At 61.7% G+C, this 24,708-nt stretch carries 24 protein-coding genes and 1 tRNA gene; 1 reads left to right on the top strand and 24 read right to left on the bottom strand.

What is annotated here, in order from left to right; translation table 11 throughout:
• Nucleotides 1-19 precede the first annotated feature (19 nt).
• The gene (locus AC1DHL_RS17110; protein WP_478103513.1) at nucleotides 20-1,513 is read right to left on the bottom strand and encodes an efflux transporter outer membrane subunit; all 1,494 of its coding nucleotides are present in this window, start codon (nucleotides 1,511-1,513) and stop codon (nucleotides 20-22) included.
• Nucleotides 1,494-2,048, bottom strand: a complete 555-nt coding sequence (locus AC1DHL_RS17105) for a MarR family winged helix-turn-helix transcriptional regulator (protein ID WP_478103514.1) — start codon at nucleotides 2,046-2,048, stop codon at nucleotides 1,494-1,496. Before AC1DHL_RS17105 ends, AC1DHL_RS17110 begins: the two co-directional genes overlap by 20 nt.
• Before the next feature lie 75 nt (nucleotides 2,049-2,123).
• On the opposite strand from AC1DHL_RS17105, the gene AC1DHL_RS17100 reads away from it, so the two are divergent.
• Nucleotides 2,124-3,908, top strand: a complete 1,785-nt coding sequence (locus tag AC1DHL_RS17100; RefSeq protein WP_478103515.1) for an ABC transporter transmembrane domain-containing protein — start codon at nucleotides 2,124-2,126, stop codon at nucleotides 3,906-3,908.
• A 22-nt stretch (nucleotides 3,909-3,930) separates the two neighbouring features.
• Here the strand turns inward: AC1DHL_RS17100 and AC1DHL_RS17095 are convergent, their stop codons facing one another.
• From AC1DHL_RS17095 to pnp, 22 genes are all read right to left on the bottom strand, one after another.
• The gene (locus tag AC1DHL_RS17095; RefSeq protein ID WP_478103517.1) at nucleotides 3,931-4,371 is read right to left on the bottom strand and encodes a DUF1178 family protein; all 441 of its coding nucleotides are present in this window, start codon (nucleotides 4,369-4,371) and stop codon (nucleotides 3,931-3,933) included.
• A gap of 7 nt (nucleotides 4,372-4,378) precedes the next feature.
• Nucleotides 4,379-4,993 carry an NUDIX domain-containing protein gene (locus AC1DHL_RS17090; protein WP_478162725.1) on the bottom strand — a complete coding sequence of 205 codons (615 nt, stop codon included), beginning with the start codon at nucleotides 4,991-4,993 and terminating at the stop codon, nucleotides 4,379-4,381.
• Nucleotides 4,994-5,003: 10 nt separating this feature from the next.
• On the bottom strand, nucleotides 5,004-5,306 hold the full coding sequence (locus AC1DHL_RS17085; protein WP_478103520.1) for a DUF2818 family protein: 303 nt from the start codon (nucleotides 5,304-5,306) through the stop codon (nucleotides 5,004-5,006).
• Between the two features lie 9 nt (nucleotides 5,307-5,315).
• Nucleotides 5,316-6,803, bottom strand: coding sequence for an NADH-quinone oxidoreductase subunit NuoN (gene nuoN / locus AC1DHL_RS17080; protein ID WP_478103521.1), 1,488 nt, complete (start codon nucleotides 6,801-6,803; stop codon nucleotides 5,316-5,318).
• Between the two features lie 24 nt (nucleotides 6,804-6,827).
• Entirely contained in the window at nucleotides 6,828-8,303 is a 1,476-nt protein-coding gene (locus tag AC1DHL_RS17075) for an NADH-quinone oxidoreductase subunit M (protein ID WP_478162724.1), read from the bottom strand.
• A gap of 26 nt (nucleotides 8,304-8,329) precedes the next feature.
• Nucleotides 8,330-10,357, bottom strand: coding sequence for an NADH-quinone oxidoreductase subunit L (gene nuoL / locus AC1DHL_RS17070; protein ID WP_478162723.1), 2,028 nt, complete (start codon nucleotides 10,355-10,357; stop codon nucleotides 8,330-8,332).
• A gap of 10 nt (nucleotides 10,358-10,367) precedes the next feature.
• Complete coding sequence (gene nuoK, locus AC1DHL_RS17065) at nucleotides 10,368-10,676, bottom strand: NADH-quinone oxidoreductase subunit NuoK (RefSeq protein ID WP_086922746.1); 309 nt, start codon at nucleotides 10,674-10,676, stop codon at nucleotides 10,368-10,370.
• Nucleotides 10,673-11,320 (bottom strand): NADH-quinone oxidoreductase subunit J, encoded by a 648-nt coding sequence (locus AC1DHL_RS17060; protein ID WP_478103526.1) that lies wholly within the window; start codon nucleotides 11,318-11,320, stop codon nucleotides 10,673-10,675. Before AC1DHL_RS17060 ends, nuoK begins: the two co-directional genes overlap by 4 nt.
• Before the next feature lie 36 nt (nucleotides 11,321-11,356).
• On the bottom strand, nucleotides 11,357-11,899 hold the full coding sequence (gene nuoI / locus AC1DHL_RS17055; protein ID WP_478103547.1) for an NADH-quinone oxidoreductase subunit NuoI: 543 nt from the start codon (nucleotides 11,897-11,899) through the stop codon (nucleotides 11,357-11,359).
• 5 nt (nucleotides 11,900-11,904) lie between these two features.
• Nucleotides 11,905-12,981, bottom strand: a complete 1,077-nt coding sequence (gene nuoH / locus AC1DHL_RS17050) for an NADH-quinone oxidoreductase subunit NuoH (protein ID WP_478162722.1) — start codon at nucleotides 12,979-12,981, stop codon at nucleotides 11,905-11,907.
• On the bottom strand, nucleotides 12,978-15,128 hold the full coding sequence (nuoG, locus tag AC1DHL_RS17045) for an NADH-quinone oxidoreductase subunit NuoG (RefSeq protein ID WP_478162721.1): 2,151 nt from the start codon (nucleotides 15,126-15,128) through the stop codon (nucleotides 12,978-12,980). Before nuoG ends, nuoH begins: the two co-directional genes overlap by 4 nt.
• A gap of 22 nt (nucleotides 15,129-15,150) precedes the next feature.
• Nucleotides 15,151-16,491: an NADH-quinone oxidoreductase subunit NuoF gene (nuoF, locus tag AC1DHL_RS17040; RefSeq protein WP_478162720.1), complete on the bottom strand. Its 1,341-nt coding sequence runs from the start codon at nucleotides 16,489-16,491 to the stop codon at nucleotides 15,151-15,153.
• Nucleotides 16,491-17,021 carry an NADH-quinone oxidoreductase subunit NuoE family protein gene (locus AC1DHL_RS17035; protein WP_478103532.1) on the bottom strand — a complete coding sequence of 177 codons (531 nt, stop codon included), beginning with the start codon at nucleotides 17,019-17,021 and terminating at the stop codon, nucleotides 16,491-16,493. Before AC1DHL_RS17035 ends, nuoF begins: the two co-directional genes overlap by 1 nt.
• An 8-nt stretch (nucleotides 17,022-17,029) precedes the next feature.
• The gene (locus AC1DHL_RS17030) at nucleotides 17,030-18,283 is read right to left on the bottom strand and encodes an NADH-quinone oxidoreductase subunit D (protein ID WP_478103533.1); all 1,254 of its coding nucleotides are present in this window, start codon (nucleotides 18,281-18,283) and stop codon (nucleotides 17,030-17,032) included.
• Complete coding sequence (locus tag AC1DHL_RS17025) at nucleotides 18,283-18,891, bottom strand: NADH-quinone oxidoreductase subunit C (RefSeq protein ID WP_478103534.1); 609 nt, start codon at nucleotides 18,889-18,891, stop codon at nucleotides 18,283-18,285. Before AC1DHL_RS17025 ends, AC1DHL_RS17030 begins: the two co-directional genes overlap by 1 nt.
• A gap of 11 nt (nucleotides 18,892-18,902) precedes the next feature.
• A complete protein-coding gene (locus tag AC1DHL_RS17020; protein ID WP_012748606.1) occupies nucleotides 18,903-19,382 on the bottom strand; it encodes a NuoB/complex I 20 kDa subunit family protein in 480 nt (159 codons plus the stop codon).
• 15 nt (nucleotides 19,383-19,397) lie between these two features.
• Nucleotides 19,398-19,757: an NADH-quinone oxidoreductase subunit A gene (locus AC1DHL_RS17015; RefSeq protein WP_478103536.1), complete on the bottom strand. Its 360-nt coding sequence runs from the start codon at nucleotides 19,755-19,757 to the stop codon at nucleotides 19,398-19,400.
• A 58-nt stretch (nucleotides 19,758-19,815) separates the two neighbouring features.
• Nucleotides 19,816-19,900: transfer RNA gene (locus AC1DHL_RS17010), tRNA-Leu, on the bottom strand.
• Between the two features lie 121 nt (nucleotides 19,901-20,021).
• On the bottom strand, nucleotides 20,022-20,456 hold the full coding sequence (gene secG / locus AC1DHL_RS17005; protein WP_478103537.1) for a preprotein translocase subunit SecG: 435 nt from the start codon (nucleotides 20,454-20,456) through the stop codon (nucleotides 20,022-20,024).
• Between the two features lie 38 nt (nucleotides 20,457-20,494).
• The gene (tpiA, locus tag AC1DHL_RS17000; RefSeq protein WP_478162719.1) at nucleotides 20,495-21,241 is read right to left on the bottom strand and encodes a triose-phosphate isomerase; all 747 of its coding nucleotides are present in this window, start codon (nucleotides 21,239-21,241) and stop codon (nucleotides 20,495-20,497) included.
• An 11-nt stretch (nucleotides 21,242-21,252) separates the two neighbouring features.
• Nucleotides 21,253-22,251: an NAD(P)H-quinone oxidoreductase gene (locus tag AC1DHL_RS16995; protein WP_478103540.1), complete on the bottom strand. Its 999-nt coding sequence runs from the start codon at nucleotides 22,249-22,251 to the stop codon at nucleotides 21,253-21,255.
• An 86-nt stretch (nucleotides 22,252-22,337) separates the two neighbouring features.
• A complete protein-coding gene (gene pnp / locus AC1DHL_RS16990; protein ID WP_478103541.1) occupies nucleotides 22,338-24,629 on the bottom strand; it encodes a polyribonucleotide nucleotidyltransferase in 2,292 nt (763 codons plus the stop codon).
• Nucleotides 24,630-24,708: the final 79 nt, after the last annotated feature.

Below are 24,708 nucleotides of genomic sequence, written 5' to 3'. Positions count from 1 at the left end.
TTCGGGTTCAGACCAATGTTCAGGGGTGTGCGGTGTTGGATTCGGAGGACGCCGTCCGGGCGATGTCGGGCTGCCAGCCGCCACCCAGTGCGCGGACAAGAGCGACCTGGCTGTCGTAAGCGCGAGCGGAGAGATCCACACCGTCGCGACGCTGGCCCAGCACGGTGACTTCAGCCGACAGTACATCAAGATAGTTGCCGAGGCCCGCGCTGTACCGCTGCACAGCGATGTCGTAGGCTGCTTCAGCCGCATCCTGTCCTTCGCGCTGCTGGACCTGCTGGCGAGCGACGGACTGCACGCTGGTGATCTGGTCGGCAACGTCGCGAACTGCATCGAGAACGGTCGAGTTGTAGGTCTCGATCGCGCCGTCCAGATCGGCGGACTTGCCCCGCAGGTTGGCGCGCAGCTTGCCGCCTTCGAAGATCGGCAGGCGGATGGCGGGCCCCACACCCCACTGCTGGCTATCGGTCCTGAGCAGGTTGCCATAGCCGATGCTCTGGAAACCGGCGAAGGCCACCAGGTTGACGTTGGGATAGAACTGGGTCTTGGCGTTCTTCACGTCGCTGGTCGCCGATTCCACACGAAAACGTGCAGCAGCGATGTCGGCCCGAAGGCCCAGCAGGTCGACCGGGATTGTCGACTGCAGTGCCATCGGCTTCAGGTTGCCCAGGGCCGGCGGGACGAGCGATTGCGTGGCATTCGGCTTCGCCACCAGTGCATCGAGCGCATGCTGCGCAATCGCGATCTGCTCGTTCAGTGCCTCGATTTGCTGACGGGCCTCGGGGATGCTGGCTTCGCTCTGCTTCAACTGAAGCCGTGTATCAAGACCGGCGGATACCCGGTCGCGAACCAGCTTGTAGAGCTCCTCGCGCTGCGCAAGCGTGCGGTCGGCTACCGTCAGGCGATCATGCAGACGCGCCCACTGGATGTAGCCGCGCGCAACATTGCTGGCCAGCAGCACGCGCGCGGCGTCGGCGTCGGCAGCAGCGGCGTTGGCCGAGCCGATGGCGCTGTCGAGGGCGGAGCGATTCTTGCCGAAGAAGTCGATCTCCCAGCCTGCGTTCAGCTGCAAATTGCCAGTTGGCTGTGTGGAGCCACCGAGCGGGGCCGGATAGATGTAGGTGCCGGAAAACTTCTGGCGGGTGAGATCCAACGCGCCGTCGACGTGTGGCCTGTCAGCCGATTCGGCGACCGAGACCGCGGCCTGCGCCCGCGCGAGACGCGCGCGGGCGACCTGCAGATTGGGATTGCCTTCGAGCGCCTGATTGACCAACGCATTCAGCTGCGCATCACCAAAGGCAAGCCACCACTGGCTGTCGATCCTGGACGTTGCGGCCGGAGCGGCGGTCGGCGTGGAAGCCGGGACAGTCAGTCCGAGCGAATCGGCATCGCTCATCTTTGCCTGCGAAGAAATATTGCCCATGTCGGCACAGCCTGCGAGCGCCACTGCGACCGCGGCTGCCGCCACCGCGGTCATTCGGCGCAGAGCGCCCTCAGGAAGAAGATGTGTCATTTTTTTCTCCACGGGCCGACAGGGCCTGTGCGTTATCAAGAATGCGGCGCAGATAGCTCTTGAGCTGTTCCCATTCCTCGTCGGTGAATCCGGCAAGGTGCTCGTTCTGCACGCGGCTGAGCAAATGCGGTACTTGTTCGGCGGCAGCGCGCCCTTCGTCGGTGAGCTCGATGTTGACCACGCGGCGGTCGGCCACCGAGCGCACGCGTCGGCACAGGCCTTTTGCTTCGAGACGATCCAGCAGCCGGGTCATGGCGCCGGTGTCGAGTTCGCATTCGCGCGCCAGTTCGGCCACCGTCGTCGCCTGCCCCATGTGGAGCTTGTGCAGCGGCACCCACTGCGGATAAGTCGGGCTGCCGGGCTCGCACATGCGGAGTTCGACAGCCTGGCCGACCGCCGACATGATGCGGCGCATCAGATAGCCAATGCTCTCCTCCGACCGATAGTTCTCGGCCTTGTAGAAGGCCTTGACGGGCAGCGGTTTGCCGGCCTGGGAAACCAGGGACTTGGTTTCGTGACTCTTGGAATCGGACATCTCTGAATATTAATTGCCGCGACAATTACTGTCAAGGCGACTTTTGCAAAGGCAACCGTTAGCTAGAATCGGGCCATGGCCTCTTCTGCTTCCCCCGCGCCCGCCAAAGGCTCTCCAAAGTCGTTGTCCGGGCTGGCTCCGTTCCTCCGCCCCTACCGCATCCAGATCGTCCTCGCCGGCGTTTTTCTCGTTCTGGCGGCGGCGACCACGCTGGTCTTCCCTGTTGCACTGCGGAGCCTGATCGACGGCGGACTTGTTTCCAGCGACAAGGGTGCCCAGACGATGGCGCTGCGCGAGCACTTTGTCGCCCTGTTCGCCGTGGCCGTGGCGCTCGGACTTTTTTCCGCCGCACGCTTCTACACGGTCAGCTGGCTCGGCGAACGCGTGACGGCGGATCTGCGCAACGCAGTCTATTCACACGTCCTGCGGCAAAGCCCCGTCTTCTTCGAAACCACTCAGACGGGAGAGGTACTCTCGCGCCTGACGGCCGACACCACGCTGGTGCAAACGGTGGTCGGGTCCTCGCTGAGCATGGGGTTGCGCAATGCAGTCATGGGCGTGGGCGCGCTCGCCATACTGATCTGGACCAATCCCTACGTGATGGTGCAGGTGCTCGGCATCCTGGTGCTCGTGGTGTTGCCCAGCATGTGGTTCGGACGGCGCGTACGCAAGTTGTCGCGCGCCAGCCAGGACCGCGTGGCGGATTCGAGCGCGATTGCCGCGGAAGTACTCAACGCCATCCCGGTCGTCCAAAGCTACACGGCGGAAGCTCGCGAAGCCGCTCGCTTCGATGCTTCGACCGATAGCGCCTTCCACACCGCCGTTCGCCGCACGAAGGCACGTTCCGTCCTGGTGGCTTTCATCATCATCGCGACATCGGCCGCCCTGCTGTGGGGCCTGTATCAAGGCACACAAGCGGTGCTGCACGGCGAGATCACGGCGGGCCACCTCGGGCAAACGGTGGTTTACGTGATCATCCTGGCGAGCGCAGCGGCGGTGCTCGGCGAGGTCTACGGTGACTTGTTGCGCGCAGCCGGTGCCACGGAACGCCTGATGGAACTGCTCCACGCAAAGCCGGTGATCCTGTCGCCCGCTCAGCCCGCCCAGGCGCCGATTCCCGAGGCAGGGAGCACCGTCAGCTTCGAAGCGGTGGGTTTTCATTACCCCTCTCGACCCGGCACCCCTGCCCTGCGCGACTTCAACCTGACCGTGGCGCCGGGCGAGACCGTGGCGCTGGTCGGATCGAGCGGCGCGGGCAAGAGCACGGTCTTCCAGCTTCTGCTGCGCTACTACGACCCGCAATTCGGGCGCATCGTGCTGGACGGTGCCCCTCTCTCGGCACTCTCGCTCGACGAACTGCGCAATCGCATCGGCCTGGTGCCGCAGGACGCGGTCATTTTCTCGGCCAGCGCTTTCGAGAACATCCGCTACGGCCGGCCCGACGCAAGCGTCGAGGAAGTCCATGCGGCAGCGAAGGCCGCGTTCGCGGACGGCTTCCTGCGAGCCTTGCCCGAGGGATATGACACATTCCTGGGTGAACGCGGCGTGCGCCTGTCTGGCGGCCAGCGGCAGCGCATCGCCATCGCCCGTGCCATGCTCAAGAATCCTCCTTTGCTGCTGCTCGACGAGGCGACCAGCGCCCTCGATGCCGAAAGCGAACGCATGGTCCAGGCTGCACTCGAATCCGCGATGACCGGCCGCACCACCATCGTGATCGCGCACCGCCTCGCGACAGTGCAAAAGGCAGACCGCATCGTGGTGCTCGACCACGGCGGCATTGTCGAGCAGGGAACGCACTCGACGCTCGTGGCGCAGAACGGCGTCTATGCGCGCCTGGCGGCGCTGCAATTCGCAGCCTGAGGCCGCCGCTATCGCTGCAGCGTTACTGCAGTGTCTCCTTGAGCGCCGGCGGCAGCGGCAACGAAAAGACCGGAATCCCCTCGTCGATCAGGTTCTGGGCCTGCTCGCGCGTGGTCTGGCCGCGAATGCCACGCTCTTCGATTTCGCCGTAGTGCATCTTGCGGGCTTCTTCCGCAAAGCGATCGCCAACGTCCTCGGTCTGTGCGATCACTTCGCGCATTGCGCGCAGCAGGCGACCTTCCGGTGATTCAGCGGCCGGCAATGCGGTCGTTTGTGATTCAGCCGGCGGCTTCGCGTTACCGAGGTTCAAGCGCGGAGCCGCCAACAGCTTGGTGATCGCCGTGTTGCCGCAAACGGGGCACTCGACAAGGCCGGCAGCGAGCTGCGTGTCAAATGCGTCCTGCGACGCGAACCACCCCTCGAAGCCGTGTCCGTGGGCGCATTGGAGGTTGAGAACCTTCATGGGCCGATTATCCGCTGCCGTCGACCGGGGCGAAGGTTTGCCAATCGAGCGTCCATGCGCCCGACAGCACGTTCTGCATCCACAGCGCGCAAGTTTGGGTCTTGGCGTCAGTGACCGTGCCGTCGCGGCACCATTCCACCAGTTCGTCGGGGGTGGCGGTGATCACGTCGAGAAATTCACCGTGATCGAGCTGCCTCGCTCCGAGAGAAAGGCCTCGGGCAAAGTAGATATGGATGATCTCGGTCGAATAGGCGACCGCCAAGTGCATGGCACCGGCTCGCGCCCATTCACGTGCGGTGTAGCCGGTTTCCTCCAGCAGTTCGCGCTGCCCGCAGAGCAACGGATCTTCGCCGGCATCGAGCTTGCCCGCGGGAAACTCGGTCATCACGTGACCAATGGGATAGCGATATTGGCGCTCGAGAACCACCTGTCCATCGTCCAGGAGGGGCACCACTACGACGGCACCCGGATGGACCACGTATTCGCGTGTCGCCGTGTGCCCATCGGGAAGTCGGACGGTGTCGCGCCTGGCGCGCAGGAAATTGCCTTGGAAAAGCAGTTCGCTCGCCGTGCAGTCTTCCCGGAGATGCGTGTCGACATCGACTGGGGTCGTCTTGGTCATGCGAGCTTCCTCACCGATGCTTCATCAGATAACGCCACGTGAAGCCCGGAAATGCCAGCACGATGAAGAGAGCGCCGGTGACGGCATAAAACTCCCACCCCTGCGGCGCAATCTGGCCCGCGCGACGTTCGAACAGCAGTCCGATCCCACCGGCGATGAAATAGAGCACCACCAGTTCGGTCAATCTGACCGCCAGCGACTTCGCTCGCCCGGTCAGCGGCACCAACCCCATCACGCGCTCAGTCAGGAACGGGAGGTTGGCCGCCAGCAGCGCGACCAGCAAGACCACCCAGACCGATGCGCTTTGCGACACAGGGCTCGATCAGGTCGCCAGGGTGGCCACGATCGCCCGCGCGCACAGGGTCATGAGACCGCCTGGCAAGATCCCGAGAACCAGAATCAAAGCGCCGTTGATTGTCAGCACAGTACGGACATCGTGCGGTGCCGAAACCGTGGTCGCGGTCAGAGGCGCGTCGAAATACATCACCTTGACCACGCGCAGATAGTAGAACGCACCAATCAGCGACATCACCACCGCGAACACAGCGAGACCGATGTACATTGCCTGGCCCGAAGCGATCAGCGCCTGCAACACGGCCAGCTTCGCGTAAAAGCCCACCAGTGGAGGCACGCCGGCCAGGGAGAACATCGCGATGGCCATCACGGCCGCGTACAGCGGGCTGCGCTGATTCAAGCCCGCCAAATCCGTGATCTCTTCGCTCTCGAAGCCCTCGCGCGCCAGGAGCAGGATGATGCCGAAGCTCGCCAGCGTCGTGAGCACATAGGTCACCATGTAGAACATCGACGCGCTGTACGCGAACTGCGCGTTGTACGTATTTCCGTTGACGACGCCGGCCACCAGGCCGAGCAGCATGAAACCCATTTGCGCGATGGTCGAGTACGCGAGCATCCGCTTGAGATTGGTCTGCGCAATGGCCGCGAGATTACCAATCAGCAGCGAAGCGATCGCCAGCAATGCCAGCATCTGCTGCCAATCGAACGCGAGCGGAAGCAAGCCTTCCACCAGCAAACGAATGATGATCGCAAACGCCGCAAGCTCGGGCGCGGCGCCGATCAACAGCGTGACGGATGTGGGCGCGCCCTGGTAGACGTCCGGCACCCACATGTGGAACGGCGCCGCACCGACCTTGAACGCAAGACCGGCCACGATGAACACCAGGCCGAACACCAGCACCTGGTGGTTGACCTTGCGGCTCGCGATGGCCTTGAACACCTCGTTGATGTCGAGCGATCCGGTCGCGCCGTACATCATCGACAGGCCGTAGAGCAGGAAACCGCTGGCCATTGCGCCGAGGACGAAGTACTTCATGGCCGCTTCGCTCGCCACCGCGTTGTCGCGGCGCAGGGCAACCAGTGCATAGCTCGACAGCGTCAGCAGTTCAAGGCCGAGATAGAGCAGCAGGAAGTTGCTGCCCGAGATCATCACGAACATGCCGAGCAAGGCGAACATGCTGATCGTGAACAACTCTCCGCCGCGGAGCATGCCGCGATCGGCTGAATATGGCCGGCCATAGACCAGCGTGACCATCAACGCCAGGGTGGAGAAACACTTGAGCCAGTTGCCCATCGGATCGCTCACGACCATGCCACCGAAGCCGTAGATGGTCTTGCCTTCTGCGGCGTTGAATCCGGTGAGCACGGCGATCACTGCCAGCGTGAGCAGGGTCAAGATGTAGGTTGCGGTACGACGGGGGCTGGTGGTGGACAGATCCAGCAGCGCGATGACGCACGCCATGATCAGCAGCACCACCTCGGGGTAGATCGTCATCCAGCTGAGTTTGTCAATCATCTCGTTCTCTCGTTCAGCGTGGATTTAAGGCAGCTTGGAAATGGCCACGTGGCGCAGCAGTTCGGTCACCGACGAATTCATGACATCGGTGAAAGGCCTGGGATAGAGACCCATCCACAGCACTGCGATCGCGAGCAGCGCCAGCATGAGAAATTCTCGCGCGCTGATATCGCTCAGTTCCTTGACATGGTCGTTGCCCGGAGCGCCCAGGTAGACGCGCTTGTACATCCAGAGCGTATAGGCCGCACCGAAGATCAGCGCCGTGGCCGCGCCCAGCCCGAGCCAGAAGTTCGCCTTGACGGCACCGAGGATCACCATCCATTCGCCGACGAAACCGGCAGTGCCCGGAAGGCCGCAGTTGGCCATCGCGAACAGCAGTACGAAGGCCGCGAACTTGGGCATCGTGTTGACGACACCGCCGTAGTCGGCAATCTGGCGCGAATGAACACGGTCATAGAGCACGCCGATGCAAAGGAACATGGCGCCCGAAACGAAGCCGTGCGCAATCATCTGCACGATGCCGCCGGCCACGCCGATCTCGTTGAAGATGAAGAAACCCAGCGTCACGAAGCCCATGTGGGCCACCGATGAGTACGCCACCAACTTCTTCATGTCCTGCTGAACCAGCGCAACCAGGCCAACGTAGATCACGGCGATCAGCGACAGCGCGATCATGAACCAGGCCCATTCGTGCGAAGCGTCTGGCGCAATCGGCATCGAGAAACGCAGGAAGCCGTAAGCACCGAGCTTCAGCATGATCGCCGCCAGCACCGCGGAGCCGCCTGTGGGTGCCTCGACGTGCACGTCCGGCAACCACGTGTGGACCGGCCACATCGGCACCTTGACCGCAAAGGCCGCAAAGAACGCGAAGAACAGGAAGGTCTGCGCGCTGGCACCCAGTGGCAGCTTGTGCCAGGTCAGGATGTCGAAGCTCCCGCCCGAGGTGTTGTACAGGTAAATCAGCGCGACCAGCATCAACAGCGAGCCGAGCAGCGTGTAGATGAAGAACTTGAAGGCCGCGTAGATCTTGTTGGGGCCGCCCCAGATGCCGATGATCAGGTACATCGGGATCAGCGTGGCCTCGAAGAAGACGTAGAACAGAATTCCGTCGAGTGCGGCAAAGGTGCCGATCATGAAGCCCGACAGGATCAGGAACGCACCCATGTATTGGTTCACGCGTTCGGTGATCACTTCCCACGCCGAGATCACCACGATCACCGTGATGAACGCCGTCAACAGCACCAACCAGAACGAGATGCCATCGAGTCCCACGTGGTAGCTGATGTTGAAGCGCTCGATCCAGCTCGTCTTCTCGACGAACTGCATCTCCGCGGTTCCGATCTTGAAATGCGTATAGAGGGGTAGCGTGACAAGGAAGCTCGCAACCGAACCGACGAGCGCAATCCAACGCACGACAGTCGCCTGACTGTCCCGACCAAACGCCAGCAGCACCACACCGAAGGCAATCGGCATCCAGATGGCAAGGCTCAACAGACCCATTTTTGTTTTTCTCCAGCGAGAGCCGCTTACCGTTTGAACCAGACGAAATACGACATGAGGACGAAGACGCCCAGCAGCATTCCGAACGCGTAGTGATAGATGTAGCCCGACTGCAGCCAGCGCACGGCGCCGGCAACGCGGCCGACTACCTTCCAGGAACCATTGACGATGGCGCCGTCGATGAGTCCCTCGTCACCGCCCTTCCACAGGCCGACACCCAATGCGCGCGTTGCACGGGCAATGACGTTCTCGTTGAACCAGTCCATGTAGTACTTGTTCTCGAGCAGACGGTAGATCGGACCGAAGGCGCGCTTGATGGCCCCAGGCACCGCCGGATTGACGAGGTACAGGTACCAGGCTGTCACGACGCCGGCGAGCGCCAGCCAGAACGGCGCGGCGGTGAGACCGTGCAGGGCCATGGTCATCGGGCCGTGGAACGCCTCGGCCAATTCCTTCATCGCCTCGTGCTTGCCTTCGTCGACGAAGATTGCACCCTTGAAGAGATCACCGAAGAGCAAGGGATCGATGGTCATGTAGCCGATGACGACCGATGGAATGGCCAGAAGCACCAGAGGTACCCACACCACCCACGGCGACTCGTGTGGCTCGTGGTGGTCGTCATGATGGCCATGACCGTCGTCAGCTCCGTGGTGATGCGCGTCGGGATTCTGGTCGTAGCGTTCCTTGCCGTGGAAGACCATGAAGTACATCCGAAACGAATACAGGGCCGTGACGAACACGCTGGACAGCACCGCGAAATACGCAAAGCCCGAACCCCAGAGATGGCTCTCGTGCACCGCTTCGATGATGCTGTCCTTGGAGTAGAAGCCCGAGAACCATGGCGTGCCGATCAACGCGAGTGAGCCCACCAGAGACGTGATCCAGGTGATCGGCATGTACTTGCGCACGCCCCCCATCCAACGCATGTCCTGATTGTGGTGCAGGCCGATGATGACCGAGCCGGCGCCGAGAAACAGCAGCGCCTTGAAGAACGCGTGCGTCATCAAGTGGAAGATGGCGACCGAGTACGCCGATGCGCCGAGTGCCACCGTCATGTAGCCGAGTTGCGAGAGCGTGGAGTAGGCGACCACGCGCTTGATGTCATTCTGAATGACCCCCAGGAAGCCCATGAACAGCGCGGTAATCCCACCGATCACGAGCACGAAGCTCAGGGCGGTGTCGCTCAGCTCGAACAGTGGCGACATGCGCGCCACCATGAAGATACCGGCCGTCACCATGGTCGCCGCGTGGATCAGCGCGGAGATCGGTGTCGGACCTTCCATCGAATCCGGCAGCCAGACGTGCAGAGGAAACTGCGCACTCTTGCCCATCGCGCCGATGAACAGGCAGATGCAGATCACCGTGATCAGCATCCAGTCGGTGCCGGGGAAGGTGATCTTGGCCAACTGGTCTGCTTGCGCGAAAGCGTCGCCGTAGTTCAGCGAACCGGCATACGCCGCGATCAGCCCGATGCCAAGAATGAAGCCGAAGTCACCAACCCGGTTGACCAGAAAGGCCTTCAAGTTGGCGAAGATGGCCGTCGGCCTGTTGAACCAGAAGCCGATCAGCAGATATGACACGAGGCCCACTGCCTCCCAACCGAAGAACAGCTGGAGCATGTTGTTGCTCATCACGAGCATCAACATCGAGAACGTGAAAAGCGAAATGTAGGCGAAGAAACGGTTGTAGCCGTCATCGTCCTGCATGTACCCGATGGTGTAGATGTGCACCATCAGCGACACGAAGGTCACGACGCACATCATGATCGCTGTGAGGCCATCGACGAGGAAGCCGATTTCCATCTTCAGCCCGCCAACCGTCATCCATTCGTAGATCGTCGCGTTGAAATGCGCACCGTCGGACACCACGCTGTTCAGCGTCATGGCCGAAATGATGAAGGAGACCAGTACACCAAAAATCGTCAACGAATGGGTGACGCGGCGACCGATGTGATTGCCACCGAATTTCGTGCCGAACAGGCCCGCCACGACGGCGCCAACCAGGGGAGCCAGTGGAACGGCAAGGAGAGTGGATGCAGAAAGTGTTGCGCTCATGAGAAGACCCTTAACCCTTGAGCGCGTTGAGTTCGTCGACGTTGATGTTCGACTTGTTGCGGAACAGGAGAACCAGCAGCGCGAGCCCGATTGCCGACTCGGCCGCGGCAACCGTCAGGATGAAGAACACGAAGATCTGGCCGTGCATGTCGCCGAGGAAATACGAGAAGGCGACGAAGTTCACATTGACGGCAAGGAGCATCAACTCGATGCACATCAACAGAACAATGAGGTTCTTCCGGTTCAGGAAGATGCCGATCACGGAAAGCGCGAAGAGCATCGCGCCCAGCGAGAGGAAATGTCCGAGCGTGAGCGTCATGCCTTGGTCTCCGCCGCAGCCGAGGGTTCCTCGGCAACGGGTTGCGCCGCGCGAGTGACCGGCATCTGGACGATGCGGACACGATCACGCGCCTTCACCCGGACCTGGTCGGCCGGATTCACATACTTGCTGTCCTTGCGGGCTCGCAGCGTGAGCGCGATGGCCGCAACGATCGCGACCAGCAGGATCACTGCCGCGATCTCCAGCGGATAGAGATAGTCGGTATAGAGAAGCTTGCCGAGTTCGAGCGTGTTGGACGTGTCGGGCCCCGTTGCCATCGGGTTCTTCGGTGCACTCAGGCGGAAGCCGCCCATCAGGACCGCTGCCATCTCGAGCGCGATGAGCGCACCGACGCCTGCAGCGAGCGGGAAGTGCTTCCAGAAACCCTCGCGGAGACTGTCGACGTTGATGTCCAGCATCATGACCACGAACAGGAACAGCACCATCACCGCCCCCACGTAGACAAGCACGAGCGTGATCGCCAGGAACTCGGCGCGCAGCAGCAGCCAGATCGCAGATGCTTGGAAGAAGGCCAGCACCAGGTAGAGCGCGGCATACACGGGGTTGCGCGCGGTAATGACGCGGAACGATGCAAAAAGCAGCACCGCGGCAAACAGATAGAACAGACCGGTCTTGGCGTCCATGGATGGAATTCGTTGCGAGGTTCGGGCCAGACCGCTTCAGCGGTACTTGGCGTCAGCTGCCTTGTTGGCAGCAATTTCTTTTTCGTAGCGGTCACCCACGGCCAGCAGCATGTCCTTGGTGAAGTACAGGTCTCCGCGCTTTTCGCCGTGATATTCGAAGATATGGGTCTCGACGATCGAGTCGACCGGGCAGCTTTCTTCGCAGAAGCCGCAGAAGATGCATTTGGTCAGGTCGATGTCATAGCGCGTGGTGCGGCGGGATCCGTCGTCGCGCACTTCGGATTCGATGGTGATGGCCAGCGCGGGACAAACAGCTTCGCAGAGCTTGCAGGCAATGCAACGCTCTTCGCCGTTTTCATAGCGGCGAAGCGCATGCAAGCCGCGGAAACGCGGCGACAGCGGCGTCTTTTCCTCCGGGAACTGCACGGTGATCTTCCGGCTAAAGGCGTACTTGCCAGTGATGGCCAGGCCCTTGAACAACTCGAACAGCATGAAGCTGCGCAGGAAGTCCTTGAGCGAGAACGGCTGGGCCGCATTCGATGATGAGCGCGCAAGCGCGCTGGTGGTTTGCGCAGACATGGCGATTACTTCCAGATGTTGAACGGGGTCTGCATCCACGCGCCGACCACCACCAGCCACACCAGAGTGACCGGAATGAAGATCTTCCAACCGAGCCGCATGATCTGGTCATAGCGGAAGCGTGGGAAGGTCGAACGAACCCACAGGAACATGGTGACCACGCAGAAGGTCTTGATGCCCAGCCAGATCCAGCCCGGAATGAACGACAGGAAGTCGAACGGAGGCAACCAGCCGCCAAGGAACAGGACCGCGCACAGGATCGAGACGAGCCACATGTTGGCGTACTCGGCCAGGAAGAACATCGCGAAGCTCATGCCCGAGTACTCGATCATGTGGCCGGCAACGATTTCGGACTCACCTTCGACGACGTCAAAGGGGTGGCGATTGGTTTCGGCCAGTCCCGAAATGAAGTACACGACAAAGATCGGCAGCAAGGAAAGCCAGTTCCATGACAGGAAGCCGATGCCCATCGAGGCGAAATGCCCCCTGCCCTGCCCCATCACGATATCGGTCATGTTGAGACTTGCCGACACCATGAGCACCACGACGAAGCAGAAGCCCATCGCGATTTCATAGCTGACCATTTGCGCGGACGCACGCAGCGCACCCAGGAAGGCGTATTTCGAGTTCGATGCCCAACCGGCAATGATCACGCCATAGACCTCCAGCGAGGTGATGGCCATGACGAACAGCAGTCCGGCATTGATGTTCGCGAGAGCGACTTCGGGTCCGAAGGGGATGACCGCCCAGGCGGCCAGCGCCGGCATGATGGTCATGATCGGACCCAGCAGAAACAGGCCCTTGTTCGCGACCGTCGGGAGAATGATCTCCTTCGTCAGCAGCTTGAGTGCGTCGGCAATCGGCTGCAGCAGGCCCAGCGGGCCAACGCGGTTCGGGCCGATGCGGATTTGCGTGAAGCCGATGGCCTTCCGCTCCCATAGCGTCAGATAGGCAACCGCCCCCATCAGCGGCAGCACGACCACGACGATCTTGAGGAGGGTCCAGATGACCGGCCAGGCAAAGGCCGTCCACCACCCGGCAGACACCAGTCCGAGACCGAAACCGTGCAACGCATCGATCATGCGAGCACCTCCTCAGCGGTCGACGCCCGCGCAAGTCGCGCATCGGCCGTGAGTTGCAGTGATGGCGCGCGGCGAACGATGGAGTCGAGCTGATAGATGCTTGCAACCACCGGAGCCGCTTCCGCTGCAACACCCCTGGCGACAGGCGCAGAGGTTGCGTTGCTCAGCTTGTCAGTGAGCGTTTGACCCGGCAGCCCGGCATCCGCCAGCACTTCGCTCGTCGATTCGAATGCAAAACCCGAAAGGCCCAGCAGATTCGCCAGCACGCGCAGCACTTTCCAGGCCGGCCGCGCTTCGCCCAACGGCTTCACCACAGCGTGGAAACTCTGAACGCGGCCTTCGGCATTGACGAAGGTACCTGGCGTTTCGGTGAAAGGCGCGATCGGCAACAACACGTCGCTGAATTCGAGATTGGCCTTGAAGGGGCTCAGCGTCACGACCATCTGCGCGTGCGCAAGACCCTCGTCGGCAGCGGTACCTGCGGCCGAGTCGAACACGGGTTCGGTGTTGAGCAGCAAGGCAGCCTTGAGTCCACCAGCCAGCATCTGACCTGCGTTCAAGCCGCCTGCCTTGGGCATTGCCCCGACGACTTGAGCACCGACCGTGTTGGCAGCCTCGGTCAGGAAACCGACGCTCGCGCCCGTCTGCGAACCAATCCAGTTCGCCAGTCCGAGCAGCGTGCTTGCCTGCGCATGGTGCGCAGCTGCATTGCCGAGCAGAATGGCTTTGCGCTCCCCGCCCAGCAGCGACGCAGCGATCGATTTGGCAGCGTCGCTTTCTGCACCGTTCGTGCCGGCCGGCGCAGTTGCGCCCGTGCTTTCGGCAACGGCTGCAGCAATCTCGGCCAGGGCGTCCACCCAAGCGCTGGGGGCAACGCGAATGACGTTCGCGACAGGCATGGCCCATGCATCGGCATCGGCAAGCAGTTCAGGCGATGTGACCGCGCCGAGCACACCACCTTTGCGCACCGACTGGCGGATGCGTTGTGCAAACAGAGGATGATCCTTGCGCAAGTTGGAACCGATCACGAGCGCGCGCTGCAGCAGCGACAACGATGCGATCGAGGTTCCGAGCCAACGTACACCTTCGAACGCCGTGAATTCCGCATTGCGCAGACGGTAGTCGATGTTGTCGCTGCCCAGGCCGTGCGTCAGCAGCTTCGCCAGATGCATCTCTTCAAGCGTGCTGTGCGGGCTGACAAGCGTTCCGATGCTCTGCGCACCGTGGTCGGCCTTGATCTGCTTGAGTCCGTTGGCAACGTATTCCAGCGCCGTCTGCCAGTCGACTTGCTGCCACTGGCCGCCCTGCTTGAGCATGGGCTGCGTGAGCCGTTCGGAACCGTTCAGCGCTTCATACGAGAACCGGTCGCGATCCGCGATCCAGCATTCGTTGACTTCTTCGTTTTCGAGCGGCACAACGCGCATCACGCGGTTGTTCTTGACCTGGACGATCAGGTTGGCGCCAGTCGAATCATGCGGGCTCACCGATTTACGGCGCGACAACTCCCACGTGCGGGCGCTGTACCGGAAAGGCTTGCTCGTGAGCGCGCCGACCGGGCAGATGTCGATCATGTTGCCCGACAACTCGGAATCCACCGAGTCGCCGAGGAACGTTTCGATTTCCGAATGTTCGCCGCGGTTCGACATGCCGAGCTCCATCACGCCAGCCACTTCCTGGCCGAAACGGACGCAGCGCGTGCAGTGGATGCACCGGCTCATCTCTTCCATGCTGATGAGCGGACCGACATCCTTGTGGAACACAACCCGCTTTTCTTCTTCGTAGCGCGACGAGGAACCACCGTAGCCCACGGCCAGATCCTGGAGCTGGCATTCGCCGCCCTGATCGCAGATCGGGCAATCCAGCGGATGGTTGATGAGGAGGAACTCCATCACCGACTGCTGGGCCTTGATGGCCTTCTCGCTCTTGGTGCGGACGATCATGCCCTGCGTCACCGGCGTGGCGCAGGCTGGCATCGGCTTCGGCGCCTTTTCGACGTCGACCAGACACATTCGGCAGTTGGCCGCGATGCTCAGCTTCTTGTGATAGCAGAAGTGCGGGATGTAGGTGCCCGCCTTGTCGGCCGCATGCATGACCATGCTGCCTTCGGTCACTTCGACCTTCTTGCCGTCGAGTTCGATTTCAACCATATGTGTTGCGTTCTTCTTGCGCTCAGGCCTTGACGGGCGCCTTCGGGACGTAACCCGGAATCAGGGCTTCGAACTCATGGCGGAAGTGCTTGATCATGGCCCGGACGGGCATCGCAGCGGCATCGCCCAGCGCGCAAATCGTGCGGCCCTGGATGTTGTCAGCGACGGAATTCAGCAGATCCATGTCCGAGGCCTTGCCTTGGCCATTGTGAATCCGGTCCACGACGCGCCAGAGCCAGCCGGTGCCTTCTCGGCACGGCGTGCATTGACCGCAGGACTCGTGCATGTAGAAGTACGACAGACGTTTGAGCGACTCGACCATCGAGCGGCTGTCGTCCATCACGATGACAGCACCAGAGCCCAGCATCGAGCCGGCCTTGGCGATGGAGTCGTAGTCCATCGTGCACTCCATCATGATCGAAGCCGGCAAAACCGGAGCGGACGAACCGCCTGGAATCACCGCTTTGAGCTGCCGACCCTTGCGCACACCGCCCGCCAATTCGAGCAGTTTCGAGAACGGCGTACCCATCGGCACTTCATAGTTGCCAGGCAGTTCGACGTCGCCGCTGACCGAGTAGATCTTGGTGCCGCCATTGTTGGGCTTGCCGCATTCGAGGTACGCAGTTCCACCGTTGTTGATGATCCAGGGCACCGCCGCGAAGGTCTCGGTGTTGTTGATCGTGGTCGGCTTGCCGTAGAGGCCGAAACTCGCAGGGAACGGAGGCTTGAAACGCGGCTGCCCCTTCTTGCCTTCGAGCGACTCGAGGAGCGCGGTTTCCTCACCGCAGATATAGGCGCCGAAACCGTGCGCAGCATGGAGCTGGAAGTTGTAGCCGCTGCCCATGATGCCGTCGCCCAGATAGCCGGCGGCACGCGCTTCCTCGAGGGCTTCCTCGAAGCGGTCGTAAGTTCGGAAAATCTCGCCGTGGATGTAGTTGTAGCCCACGCTGATGCCCATGGCGTAAGCCGCAATGGCCATGCCTTCGATCACGATGTGCGGGTTGAACTGCAGGATGTCCCGGTCCTTGCACGTGCCCGGTTCACCCTCGTCTGAATTGCACACGAGGTATTTCTGACCCGGGAACTGACGGGGCATGAAGCTCCACTTGAGGCCGGTCGGAAAGCCCGCGCCTCCGCGACCACGCAGACCCGAGGCCTTGACCTCGGCGATCACCTGGTCGGGCGTCATGCCTTCGCTCAAGATCTTGCGCAGCGCCTTGTAGCCACCACGCGCCTCGTAGTCGGCAAGCCGCCAGTTGGTGCCGTTCAGGCCCGCATAGATCTGTGGCTCGATGTGGCGGTCGTGAAAGCAGGTCTGGATGCCGGTCGCCTGAAACTGCGACAGCACTTGTTCGGGCGACATCATTGCGTTCCCTTCGTGGTGGAGCTGCGCAAGCCGTCGATCAGCTGATCCAGCTTCTCGTTGCTCATGAAGCTGCACATCGTGCGATCGTTGACCAGCATCACCGGCGAATCTGCGCAAGCCCCCAGGCATTCGCTTTGCTGCAGGGTGAACATCCCGTCCGGCGTGGTCTCGCCCATCTGGATGCCAAGCTTCTTCTCGAGATGCGCAAGCGCCACCGCACCGTCGCGGAGCTGGCACGGAAGGTTGGTGCAGACATTCAACTTGAACTTGCCCACCGGCCGCTGGTTGTACATGTTGTAGAACGTGGTCACCTCGTGCACGGCGATGGGCGCCATGCCGAGATATGCAGCGATCTCACGTTCGCGCGCTTCGCTGATGAAGCCCTCGTCCTGTTGAACGATCGCGAGACAAGCCATGACTGCAGACTGCTTGCCGGCCGGCGGGTACTTGGCAACCTCGCGCGCAAATTGCTCCAGCGTCGCAGCCGGCAGCGGTGCATCGTTGCTGTGGGTGGTGTCGGAAGTCATGAATTCACTCACCTGTCAATCTCGCCGAACACGATGTCCATCGTGCCGATCACGGCGACCGCGTCGGCGATCATGTGGCCGCGCGACATCTCGTCGAGCGCTGCGAGATGCGGGAAACCTGGCGCACGGATCTTGAGGCGATAGGGCTTGTTCGCGCCATCACTCACGAGATAGATGCCGAACTCGCCCTTGGGGTGTTCGACGGCTGCGTATGCCTCTCCCTCGGGCACATGGAAGCCTTCGGTGAAGAGCTTGAAATGGTGAATCAACTCCTCCATGTTCGACTTCATCGATTCGCGGGAGGGTGCCGCAACCTTGTGGTTGTCGGTGATCACAGGGCCTGGGTTCACACGAAGCCACGCGGAGCACTGCTGAATGATCCGATTGGCCTGGCGCATCTCCTCGACCCGAACCAGATAGCGGTCATAGCAGTCGCCGGTCTTGCCGACCGGAACGTCGAAATCCACCCGGTCATACACGTCGTAAGGCTGCTTCTTGCGCAGATCCCATTCGATGCCGGAGCCGCGCAGCATCGGGCCCGTGAAGCCGAGGTTCAGCGCCCGCTCGGGCGAGACCACGCCGATTCCGACCGTACGCTGCTTCCAGATTCGGTTGTCGGTGAGCAACGTCTCGTACTCGTCGACCATCTTGGGGAAACGCTTGCAGAAGTCGTCGACAAAATCCAGCAAAGAGCCGCGGCGGTTCTCGTTGAGTCGCTCGATCGCCTTCGCATTCTTGATCTTGCTCGCCTTGTATTGCGGCATCACATCCGGCAGATCGCGATAGACGCCGCCCGGACGGAAGTAAGCCGCGTGCATGCGCGCACCCGACACGGCCTCATACAAGTCGAACAGGTCTTCGCGTTCGCGGAAGCAGTAGATGAGCATGTTCATCGCACCGCAGTCGAGACCATGCGCACCCAGCCACAGCAGATGGTTCAGCAAACGCGTGATCTCGGCGAACATCACGCGGATGTATTGCGCACGGATAGGCACCTCGAGCCCCATAAGGCGCTCGATCGCGAGACAGTAGGCATGCTCGTTGCTCATCATCGACACGTAGTCGAGACGATCCATGTAAGGCAACGACTGAATGAATGTGCGCGACTCGGCCAGCTTTTCAGTGGCGCGATGAAGAAGCCCGATATGTGGATCGGCGCGCTGAATGACCTCGCCATCCAGCTCGAGCACGAGGCGCAGCACGCCGTGCGCTGCAGGGTGCTGGGGCCCGAAGTTGAGCGTGTAGTTCTTGATTTCGGCCATCAGTGCAATCCGCCGTAGTTGTCTTCGCGAATGACTCTGGGCGTGATCTCGCGCGGCTCGATCGAAACCGGCTGATAGATCACGCGCTTCTGTTCCGCGTCGTAACGCATCTCGACGTGACCGGAAACCGGGAAATCCTTGCGGAACGGATGTCCGATGAAACCGTAATCAGTCAGGATGCGGCGCAGGTCGTCATGGCCTTCAAAGACGATCCCGTAGAGATCGAAGGCCTCGCGCTCGAACCAGCCCGCTGCATTCCAGACGCTCGTCAGCGAATCGACAACTGGCAAGTCCTCGTTCGGCACGAACACCTTGAGGCGGACACGCTGATTGAGGCTGACCGAAAGCAGATGAGACACGACGCAGAACCGCTCGCCCTCCCATTCGCCCTCGCGGTAGCCCGAATAGTCCATGCCGCAAAGATCAATGAGTTGCTCGAATCGACAACCCGGCGCATCACGGAGCAAGGCCGCAACCGCCAGGTAGTCTGCAGCACCCACGACCACCGTTACCTCGCCGAGCGCGAGCGTGACGCTCTTCGCCCTGGAGCCAAGGGTTTCGGAAATCTGGATCTGGAGCGCCTCGGGAGAAATGGCAAAGTCAGTCATCGTCTCTCGCATCAGGCGCGCGCGATCGTATTGGTACGGCGAATCTTTTGCTGGAGTTGAATCACTCCATACAAGAGAGCCTCCGCAGTCGGCGGACAACCGGGAACATAGACGTCGACCGGCACAATGCGGTCACATCCACGCACGACCGAATAGCTGTAGTGGTAATAGCCACCGCCATTGGCGCACGACCCCATCGAGAGAACCCAGCGCGGCTCGGGCATCTGGTCGTAGACCTTGCGCAGCGCGGGCGCCATCTTGTTGCACAGCGTTCCAGCCACGATCATCAGGTCGGACTGGCGCGGACTGGGGCGGAACAACATGCCAAAACGGTCGATGTCGTAGCGGGCAGCACCCGCATGCATCATCTCCACCGCACAGCAGGCCAGACCGAAGGTCATGGGCCACAGTGATCCGGTCTTGGCCCAGTTCACCACCGAATCGTAGGTCGTGGTGACGAAGCCTTCCTTCATGACGCCTTCAATGGCCATTTTGGGGATTCCTTGTCATTCCCAGTCGAGCGCACCCTTTTTCCACTCGTAGGCAAAACCCACGACGAGGATGGCGAGAAAAATCATCATCGCCCAGAATCCGACAGCGCCAATCTCCTTGAGCGCGATTGCCCAAGGAAAGAGAAAAGCGATTTCGAGATCAAAAAGGATGAAGAGGATGGCGACGAGGTAGTACCGAACGTCGAACTTCATCCGGGCATCTTCGAAAGCTTCGAAGCCGCATTCGTAAGGGGAATTCTTTTGAGCGTCCGGCCGATTGGGCCCGAGGATGTAGCCCAGAACCTGCGGCGCGACGCCGACACCGACACCGACCAGGATGAACAACAGGACGGGAAGGTAGGAATCGAGGTTCATCAGGGGGCTCTATCACCGCTTGCCACTGGCAAGGAGCATGATCCTTGCCAGTGAGATTTGGTGCGGTCGGCGAGACTCGAACTCGCACAGCTTTCGCCACTACCCCCTCAAGATAGCGTGTCTACCAATTTCACCACGACCGCGGTTTTTGTCTGTCCGGATGGCATGAGGAACCCAAGAGGGCTTTGGCTTTCCCGGAACAGCTTTAGAGTTTACCCTGAAAAACTACCGTTTTCACTCGACAACTGAGAGATCGCAACAGGTTTATTTGTTCGGGATCTGGCCGGCGCCCGAGGCAGGCGCAGCGGGTGCCGTACTTGGTGCGCTCGTGGCTGGTGCAGCAGGCGCGCTGCTGGACGGAATCTCGGCTGGCGAGCCCGGAGCAGCAGGCGTCGGAGCTGGCGTGGGCGCGGGTACACCGACCGCGGCCCGCTCGAGCAGACTGCCTCCACCGACGGGTCGCGAGTGACCGAAATAGGCAAGCAGCAACGTGCAAGCAAAGAACACGACAGCCAGCACCGCAGTGGTTCGCGACAGGAAGTTCGCGCTCCCACTGGCACCGAACAGGCTGCCGGCACTTCCGCTACCGAAGGCCGCGCCCATATCGGCGCCCTTGCCGTGCTGAACCAGGATAAGGCCGATCATGGCCAGCGCGGTAAGCATCTGCACACCTACCAGGATATTGAGGACCACATTCATTCGTTCTAACTCCTAAATTGTTTGGCGGCCGCGTCGCATCACGCGGCGGCAATGATCTGCAGAAAATCGGGGGCTTTGAGCGAAGCGGCGCCAATCAGTCCGCCATCGATGTCAGGCTGCGCGAGCAATTCGGCCGCGTTGGCGGCGTTCATGCTTCCGCCGTAAAGAATCCGGATGCCGCTCGCGTGTTCGCTCGCGGCATGGTGAAGCTGCGCACGCAGCACCGCATGCACTGCCTGCGCCTGCTCCGGCGTGGCGGTCTTTCCGGTACCGATGGCCCAGACGGGCTCGTAGGCCACAACAATCTCGCTGATGCAATGGCCATTGACATGGATCACGGCCGCGAGCTGACGCTTGACGACCTCTTCGGTCTGTCCCGCCTCCCGCTGTGCAAGCGTTTCACCGACACAGACGATGGGCGTGATGCCGTTGCCCAGTGCCACAGACGTCTTTGCTGCAACCAGTTCGTCCGTTTCGCCGTGGTATTGACGACGCTCCGAATGGCCGACGATGACGTAACGCACGCCGAAATCTTTCAGCATCGCAGCCGATTGTTCGCCCGTAAAGGCTCCCTGGGGCTGGGCCGATACGTCCTGCGCACCGAGCGCAATCGACGAACCGGCGACAAGCGACTGAACCTGCGCGAGATACGGCGCAGGAACGCATACCGCAATGTCACATGCCGGCGCACTGACACCCTGCCGCAATGCCTTCACCAGCGCCTCGTTGGCGGCGAGGCTGCCGTTCATCTTCCAGTTGCCCGCGATCAGCTTTTTCTTTTTCATTTCTCTCTTGCTCACCAGGTCAGCACGATCTTGCCGATGTGCTGGTTGGATTCCATCAGGGCATGGGCCTGCGCGGCGCCGCTCGGTTCACCGCCCGCAGCAAAACTGCTGTGGATGACCGGATTGACTGCCCCGCTCTCAAGCAACGGCCAGACCTTCTCGCGCAATGCCTTGGCGATCGCGCCCTTGAACGCGACCGGCCGCGGACGCAGCGTGGATCCGGTGATGGTGAGCCGCCTGCGCAGGACGAGACCCGCGTTGAACTCGCTCTTGATGCCACCCTGCACCGCGATGATCACTAGCCGGCCGTCTTCAGCAAGGCATTCGATCTCCCGCGTCACGTAGCTGCCCGCCACCATGTCGAGAACCACGTCGACACCCTTGCCGCCGGTGAGGCGCTTGACCTCCTCGACGAAATCGGCGGTCTTGTAATTGATCGCGTGGTCGGCGCCGAGTTTTCTGCAGGCCCCGCATTTTTCGTCGCTGCCCGCAGTCACGATCACCGTGGCTCCCAGCGCCTTGCCGAGTTGGATCGCCGTGACGCCGATGCCGCTCGAACCGCCTTGAATCAGAAGGGTTTCACCCTTCTGCAGACGGCCGCGCTCGAACACGTTGCTCCAGACGGTGAAGAAAGTCTCGGGCAGCGTGGCAGCCTCGACGTCGCTCCAGCCCTTGGGCACCGGAAGGCATTGCGCCACGGGCGCCACGCACAGTTCCGCATAGCCGCCGCCGGCGATCAGCGCACAGACGTGATCCCCGATCTTGAAGCCAGCGTCAGCCAGCGCCTTTTCGTCGCCCGACACGATCTCGCCCGCGACCTCGAGGCCGGGCAGGTCCGACGCGCCCGGGGGCACCGGATAGTGGCCCATGCGCTGGAGCACATCGGGGCGATTCACGCCGCTAGCGGCCACGCGAATCAGTAGCTCACCTTCGCCCGCAACGGGCGCCGGACGCTCGACCACGCGAAGCACCTCGGGGGTGCCGAACGATGAGATCTCAATGGCTTTCATGATCTTTCCGACTGGAGTGCGCGCCGACAGGCAGGCATCGCTCGATCCGGAAGCACGACGGCGGCTTGCGCTGCCATCGCACCTCGTCAGGGCTGGTGGTCGCCGCGATTGGACTCTTGAAGCGGCAGCTGTTCAGCCAATTGCTCAGCCTGCTCGCCGCCACGTTCGTTGTTCTCGAAGCGCGGCGCACGATCGCCACGCGGCGGACGATCGCCACGGTCCGAACGCTCGCGACGATCGCCACGGTCTTCACGCGGGGGACGCTCGGTGAATTCCATGCCGGCCGGACGCTCGGTCAGCGCCTTCATCGACAGCTTGACGCGACCCTTTTCGTCGGTCTCGAGGACCTTGACCTTCACGATCTGGCCTTCGCTCAGGTAGTCGGTCACCTTCTCGACGCGCTCGTGCGCAATCTGGCTGATGTGCAGCAGGCCGTCCTTGCCGGGCAGCAGGTTGATCAGCGCGCCGAAATCGAGGATCTTGGTGACCGGGCCTTCGTAGACCTTGCCGATTTCGACTTCCGCCGTGATCTGCTCGATGCGCTTCTTGGCCTCTTCGGCCTTGGCCGGATCGGTCGAGGCAATGGTGATGGTGCCGTCTTCGTCGATGTTGATCTGCGTGCCGGTTTCTTCGGTCAGCGCACGGATCACGGAACCACCTTTGCCGATCACGTCGCGGATCTTCTCGGGGTTGATCTTCATCGTGAACAGGCGCGGCGCGAAGCTGGAGACTTCAGCCTTCGCCTCGCCCATCGCTTCCTGCATCTTGCCGAGGATGTGCATGCGGGCTTCCTTGGCCTGTGCCAGTGCCACCTGCATGATTTCCTTGGTGATGCCCTGGATCTTGATGTCCATCTGCAGCGCGGTGATGCCGTTGGTCGTGCCGGCCACCTTGAAGTCCATGTCGCCCAGATGATCTTCATCGCCCAGGATGTCGGTCAGCACGGCGAAGCGGTTGTCTTCCTTGATCAGGCCCATGGCAATACCGGCGACGTGCGCCTTCATGGGCACGCCGGCGTCCATCATCGAGAGGCAGCCGCCGCAGACCGATGCCATCGACGAAGAACCGTTGGACTCGGTGATTTCGGAAACGACGCGGATCGTGTAGGGGAACTCTTCCTTGCTCGGCAGGCAGGCGACGAGTGCGCGCTTGGCGAGGCGCCCATGTCCGATTTCGCGGCGTTTGGTGGAGCCCATGCGGCCCACTTCGCCGGTCGCGAAGGGAGGCATGTTGTAGTGGAACAGGAAGCGGTCTTCGTATTCGCCGGCCAGCGCGTCGATGCGTTGCGCATCGCGTTCGGTGCCGAGCGTGGTCACGACTAGCGCCTGGGTTTCACCGCGCGTGAACAGTGCCGAACCATGGGTACGCGGCAGCACGCTGTTGCGGATTTCGATCGGGCGCACGGTGCGCGTGTCGCGACCATCGATGCGGGGTTCGCCGGCCAGGATCTGGCCGCGCACGATCTTCGATTCAATGGCGAACAGGAGGTCGTTGACCTTGCCGGCATCGAAAGGCTCGCCGCTTTCCTTGAGCGCTTCCATCACGCTCGCGTTGGCTTCGCGCAGCGCCTGGGTGCGGGCTTGCTTGCTGCGGATCTGGTAGACAGCGCGCAGCTTTTCTTCGGCCAGGCCCTTGACCTTGGCGACGAAGGCTTCGTCTTCTGCGGGCGGTTGCCAGTCCCAAACGGGCTTGCCGGCGTCACGCACGAGTTCATGGATGGCGTTGATCGCGATGTTGGCCTGTTCATGACCGAACACCACGCCGCCGAGCATGATTTCTTCGCTCAACTGCAGGGCTTCGGATTCGACCATCAGCACGGCCGCCTCGGTACCAGCGACGACCAAGTCCATCTGCGAATCCTTGCGCGCGGTCTGGCCGGGGTTCAGCACGTACTGGCCATTGATGTAGCCGACGCGCGCGGCGCCGATCGGGCCGCTGAAGGGAATGCCGGAGACCGACAGTGCGGCACTCGTAGCGATCATGGCGGCGATGTCGGCGTCGACTTCAGGGTTGAGCGACAGCGTGTGGATGACCACGTGAACTTCGTTCAGGAAACCCTCGGGGAACAGCGGGCGGATCGGACGATCGATCAGGCGCGACGTGAGCGTTTCGTGCTCGCTGGGCTTGGCTTCGCGCTTGAAGAAGCTGCCGGGGATCTTGCCGGCGGCATAGGTCTTCTCGATGTAGTCGACGGTCAGGGGGAAGAAGTCCTGGCCGGGCTTGGCCGACTTGGACGCAACCACGGTCGCCAGCACGACCGTGCCGTCGATGTCCACGGTGACGGCACCGGTGGCCTGACGGGCGATTTCGCCGGTTTCCATGACGACGGTCTTGCCGCCCCACTGGAAGGACTTGGTGACTTTGTTGAAGAGGCTCATCTTTAGCTCCTGTTTTTATCGGCGGGTCGACGCGTGGTGGTCACGAGTCCCCGCAGGGACGGAGCGCTTTTCAGAACAC

This window comes from Variovorax sp. 10L426 (assembly GCF_056395305.1).
Note: the sequence above shows the minus strand (reverse complement) of the source record. Positions and strands in the feature narration are given on the sequence as shown.

Excerpts from the sequence above, each read along its gene's own strand:
- secG (WP_478103537.1), bottom strand. The coding sequence starts at position 20,456 with ATGAATGTGGTCCTCAATATCCTGGTAGGTGTGCAGATGCTTACCGCG.
- AC1DHL_RS17060 (WP_478103526.1), bottom strand. The coding sequence starts at position 11,320 with ATGGACGCCAAGACCGGTCTGTTCTATCTGTTTGCCGCGGTGCTGCTT.
- AC1DHL_RS17105 (WP_478103514.1), bottom strand. The coding sequence starts at position 2,048 with ATGTCCGATTCCAAGAGTCACGAAACCAAGTCCCTGGTTTCCCAGGCC.
- tpiA (WP_478162719.1), bottom strand. The coding sequence starts at position 21,241 with ATGAAAAAGAAAAAGCTGATCGCGGGCAACTGGAAGATGAACGGCAGC.
- pnp (WP_478103541.1), bottom strand. The coding sequence starts at position 24,629 with ATGAGCCTCTTCAACAAAGTCACCAAGTCCTTCCAGTGGGGCGGCAAG.
- AC1DHL_RS17030 (WP_478103533.1), bottom strand. The coding sequence starts at position 18,283 with ATGGCCGAAATCAAGAACTACACGCTCAACTTCGGGCCCCAGCACCCT.
- AC1DHL_RS17075 (WP_478162724.1), bottom strand. The coding sequence starts at position 8,303 with ATGGGTCTGTTGAGCCTTGCCATCTGGATGCCGATTGCCTTCGGTGTG.
- nuoN (WP_478103521.1), bottom strand. The coding sequence starts at position 6,803 with ATGATTGACAAACTCAGCTGGATGACGATCTACCCCGAGGTGGTGCTG.
- AC1DHL_RS17020 (WP_012748606.1), bottom strand. The coding sequence starts at position 19,382 with ATGGCCATTGAAGGCGTCATGAAGGAAGGCTTCGTCACCACGACCTAC.
- AC1DHL_RS17035 (WP_478103532.1), bottom strand. The coding sequence starts at position 17,021 with ATGACTTCCGACACCACCCACAGCAACGATGCACCGCTGCCGGCTGCG.
- AC1DHL_RS17015 (WP_478103536.1), bottom strand. The coding sequence starts at position 19,757 with ATGAACCTCGATTCCTACCTTCCCGTCCTGTTGTTCATCCTGGTCGGT.
- AC1DHL_RS17090 (WP_478162725.1), bottom strand. The coding sequence starts at position 4,993 with ATGACCAAGACGACCCCAGTCGATGTCGACACGCATCTCCGGGAAGAC.
- AC1DHL_RS16995 (WP_478103540.1), bottom strand. The coding sequence starts at position 22,251 with ATGAAAGCCATTGAGATCTCATCGTTCGGCACCCCCGAGGTGCTTCGC.
- nuoF (WP_478162720.1), bottom strand. The coding sequence starts at position 16,491 with ATGTCGCCCGAACAAGTGCTGTCGCAGTTTCAGGCGACCGGCATCCAG.
- nuoG (WP_478162721.1), bottom strand. The coding sequence starts at position 15,128 with ATGGTTGAAATCGAACTCGACGGCAAGAAGGTCGAAGTGACCGAAGGC.
- nuoH (WP_478162722.1), bottom strand. The coding sequence starts at position 12,981 with ATGATCGATGCGTTGCACGGTTTCGGTCTCGGACTGGTGTCTGCCGGG.
- AC1DHL_RS17100 (WP_478103515.1), top strand. The coding sequence starts at position 2,124 with ATGGCCTCTTCTGCTTCCCCCGCGCCCGCCAAAGGCTCTCCAAAGTCG.
- AC1DHL_RS17110 (WP_478103513.1), bottom strand. The coding sequence starts at position 1,513 with ATGACACATCTTCTTCCTGAGGGCGCTCTGCGCCGAATGACCGCGGTG.
- nuoI (WP_478103547.1), bottom strand. The coding sequence starts at position 11,899 with ATGTCTGCGCAAACCACCAGCGCGCTTGCGCGCTCATCATCGAATGCG.
- AC1DHL_RS17025 (WP_478103534.1), bottom strand. The coding sequence starts at position 18,891 with ATGACTGACTTTGCCATTTCTCCCGAGGCGCTCCAGATCCAGATTTCC.
- nuoK (WP_086922746.1), bottom strand. The coding sequence starts at position 10,676 with ATGACGCTCACGCTCGGACATTTCCTCTCGCTGGGCGCGATGCTCTTC.
- nuoL (WP_478162723.1), bottom strand. The coding sequence starts at position 10,357 with ATGAGCGCAACACTTTCTGCATCCACTCTCCTTGCCGTTCCACTGGCT.
- AC1DHL_RS17095 (WP_478103517.1), bottom strand. The coding sequence starts at position 4,371 with ATGAAGGTTCTCAACCTCCAATGCGCCCACGGACACGGCTTCGAGGGG.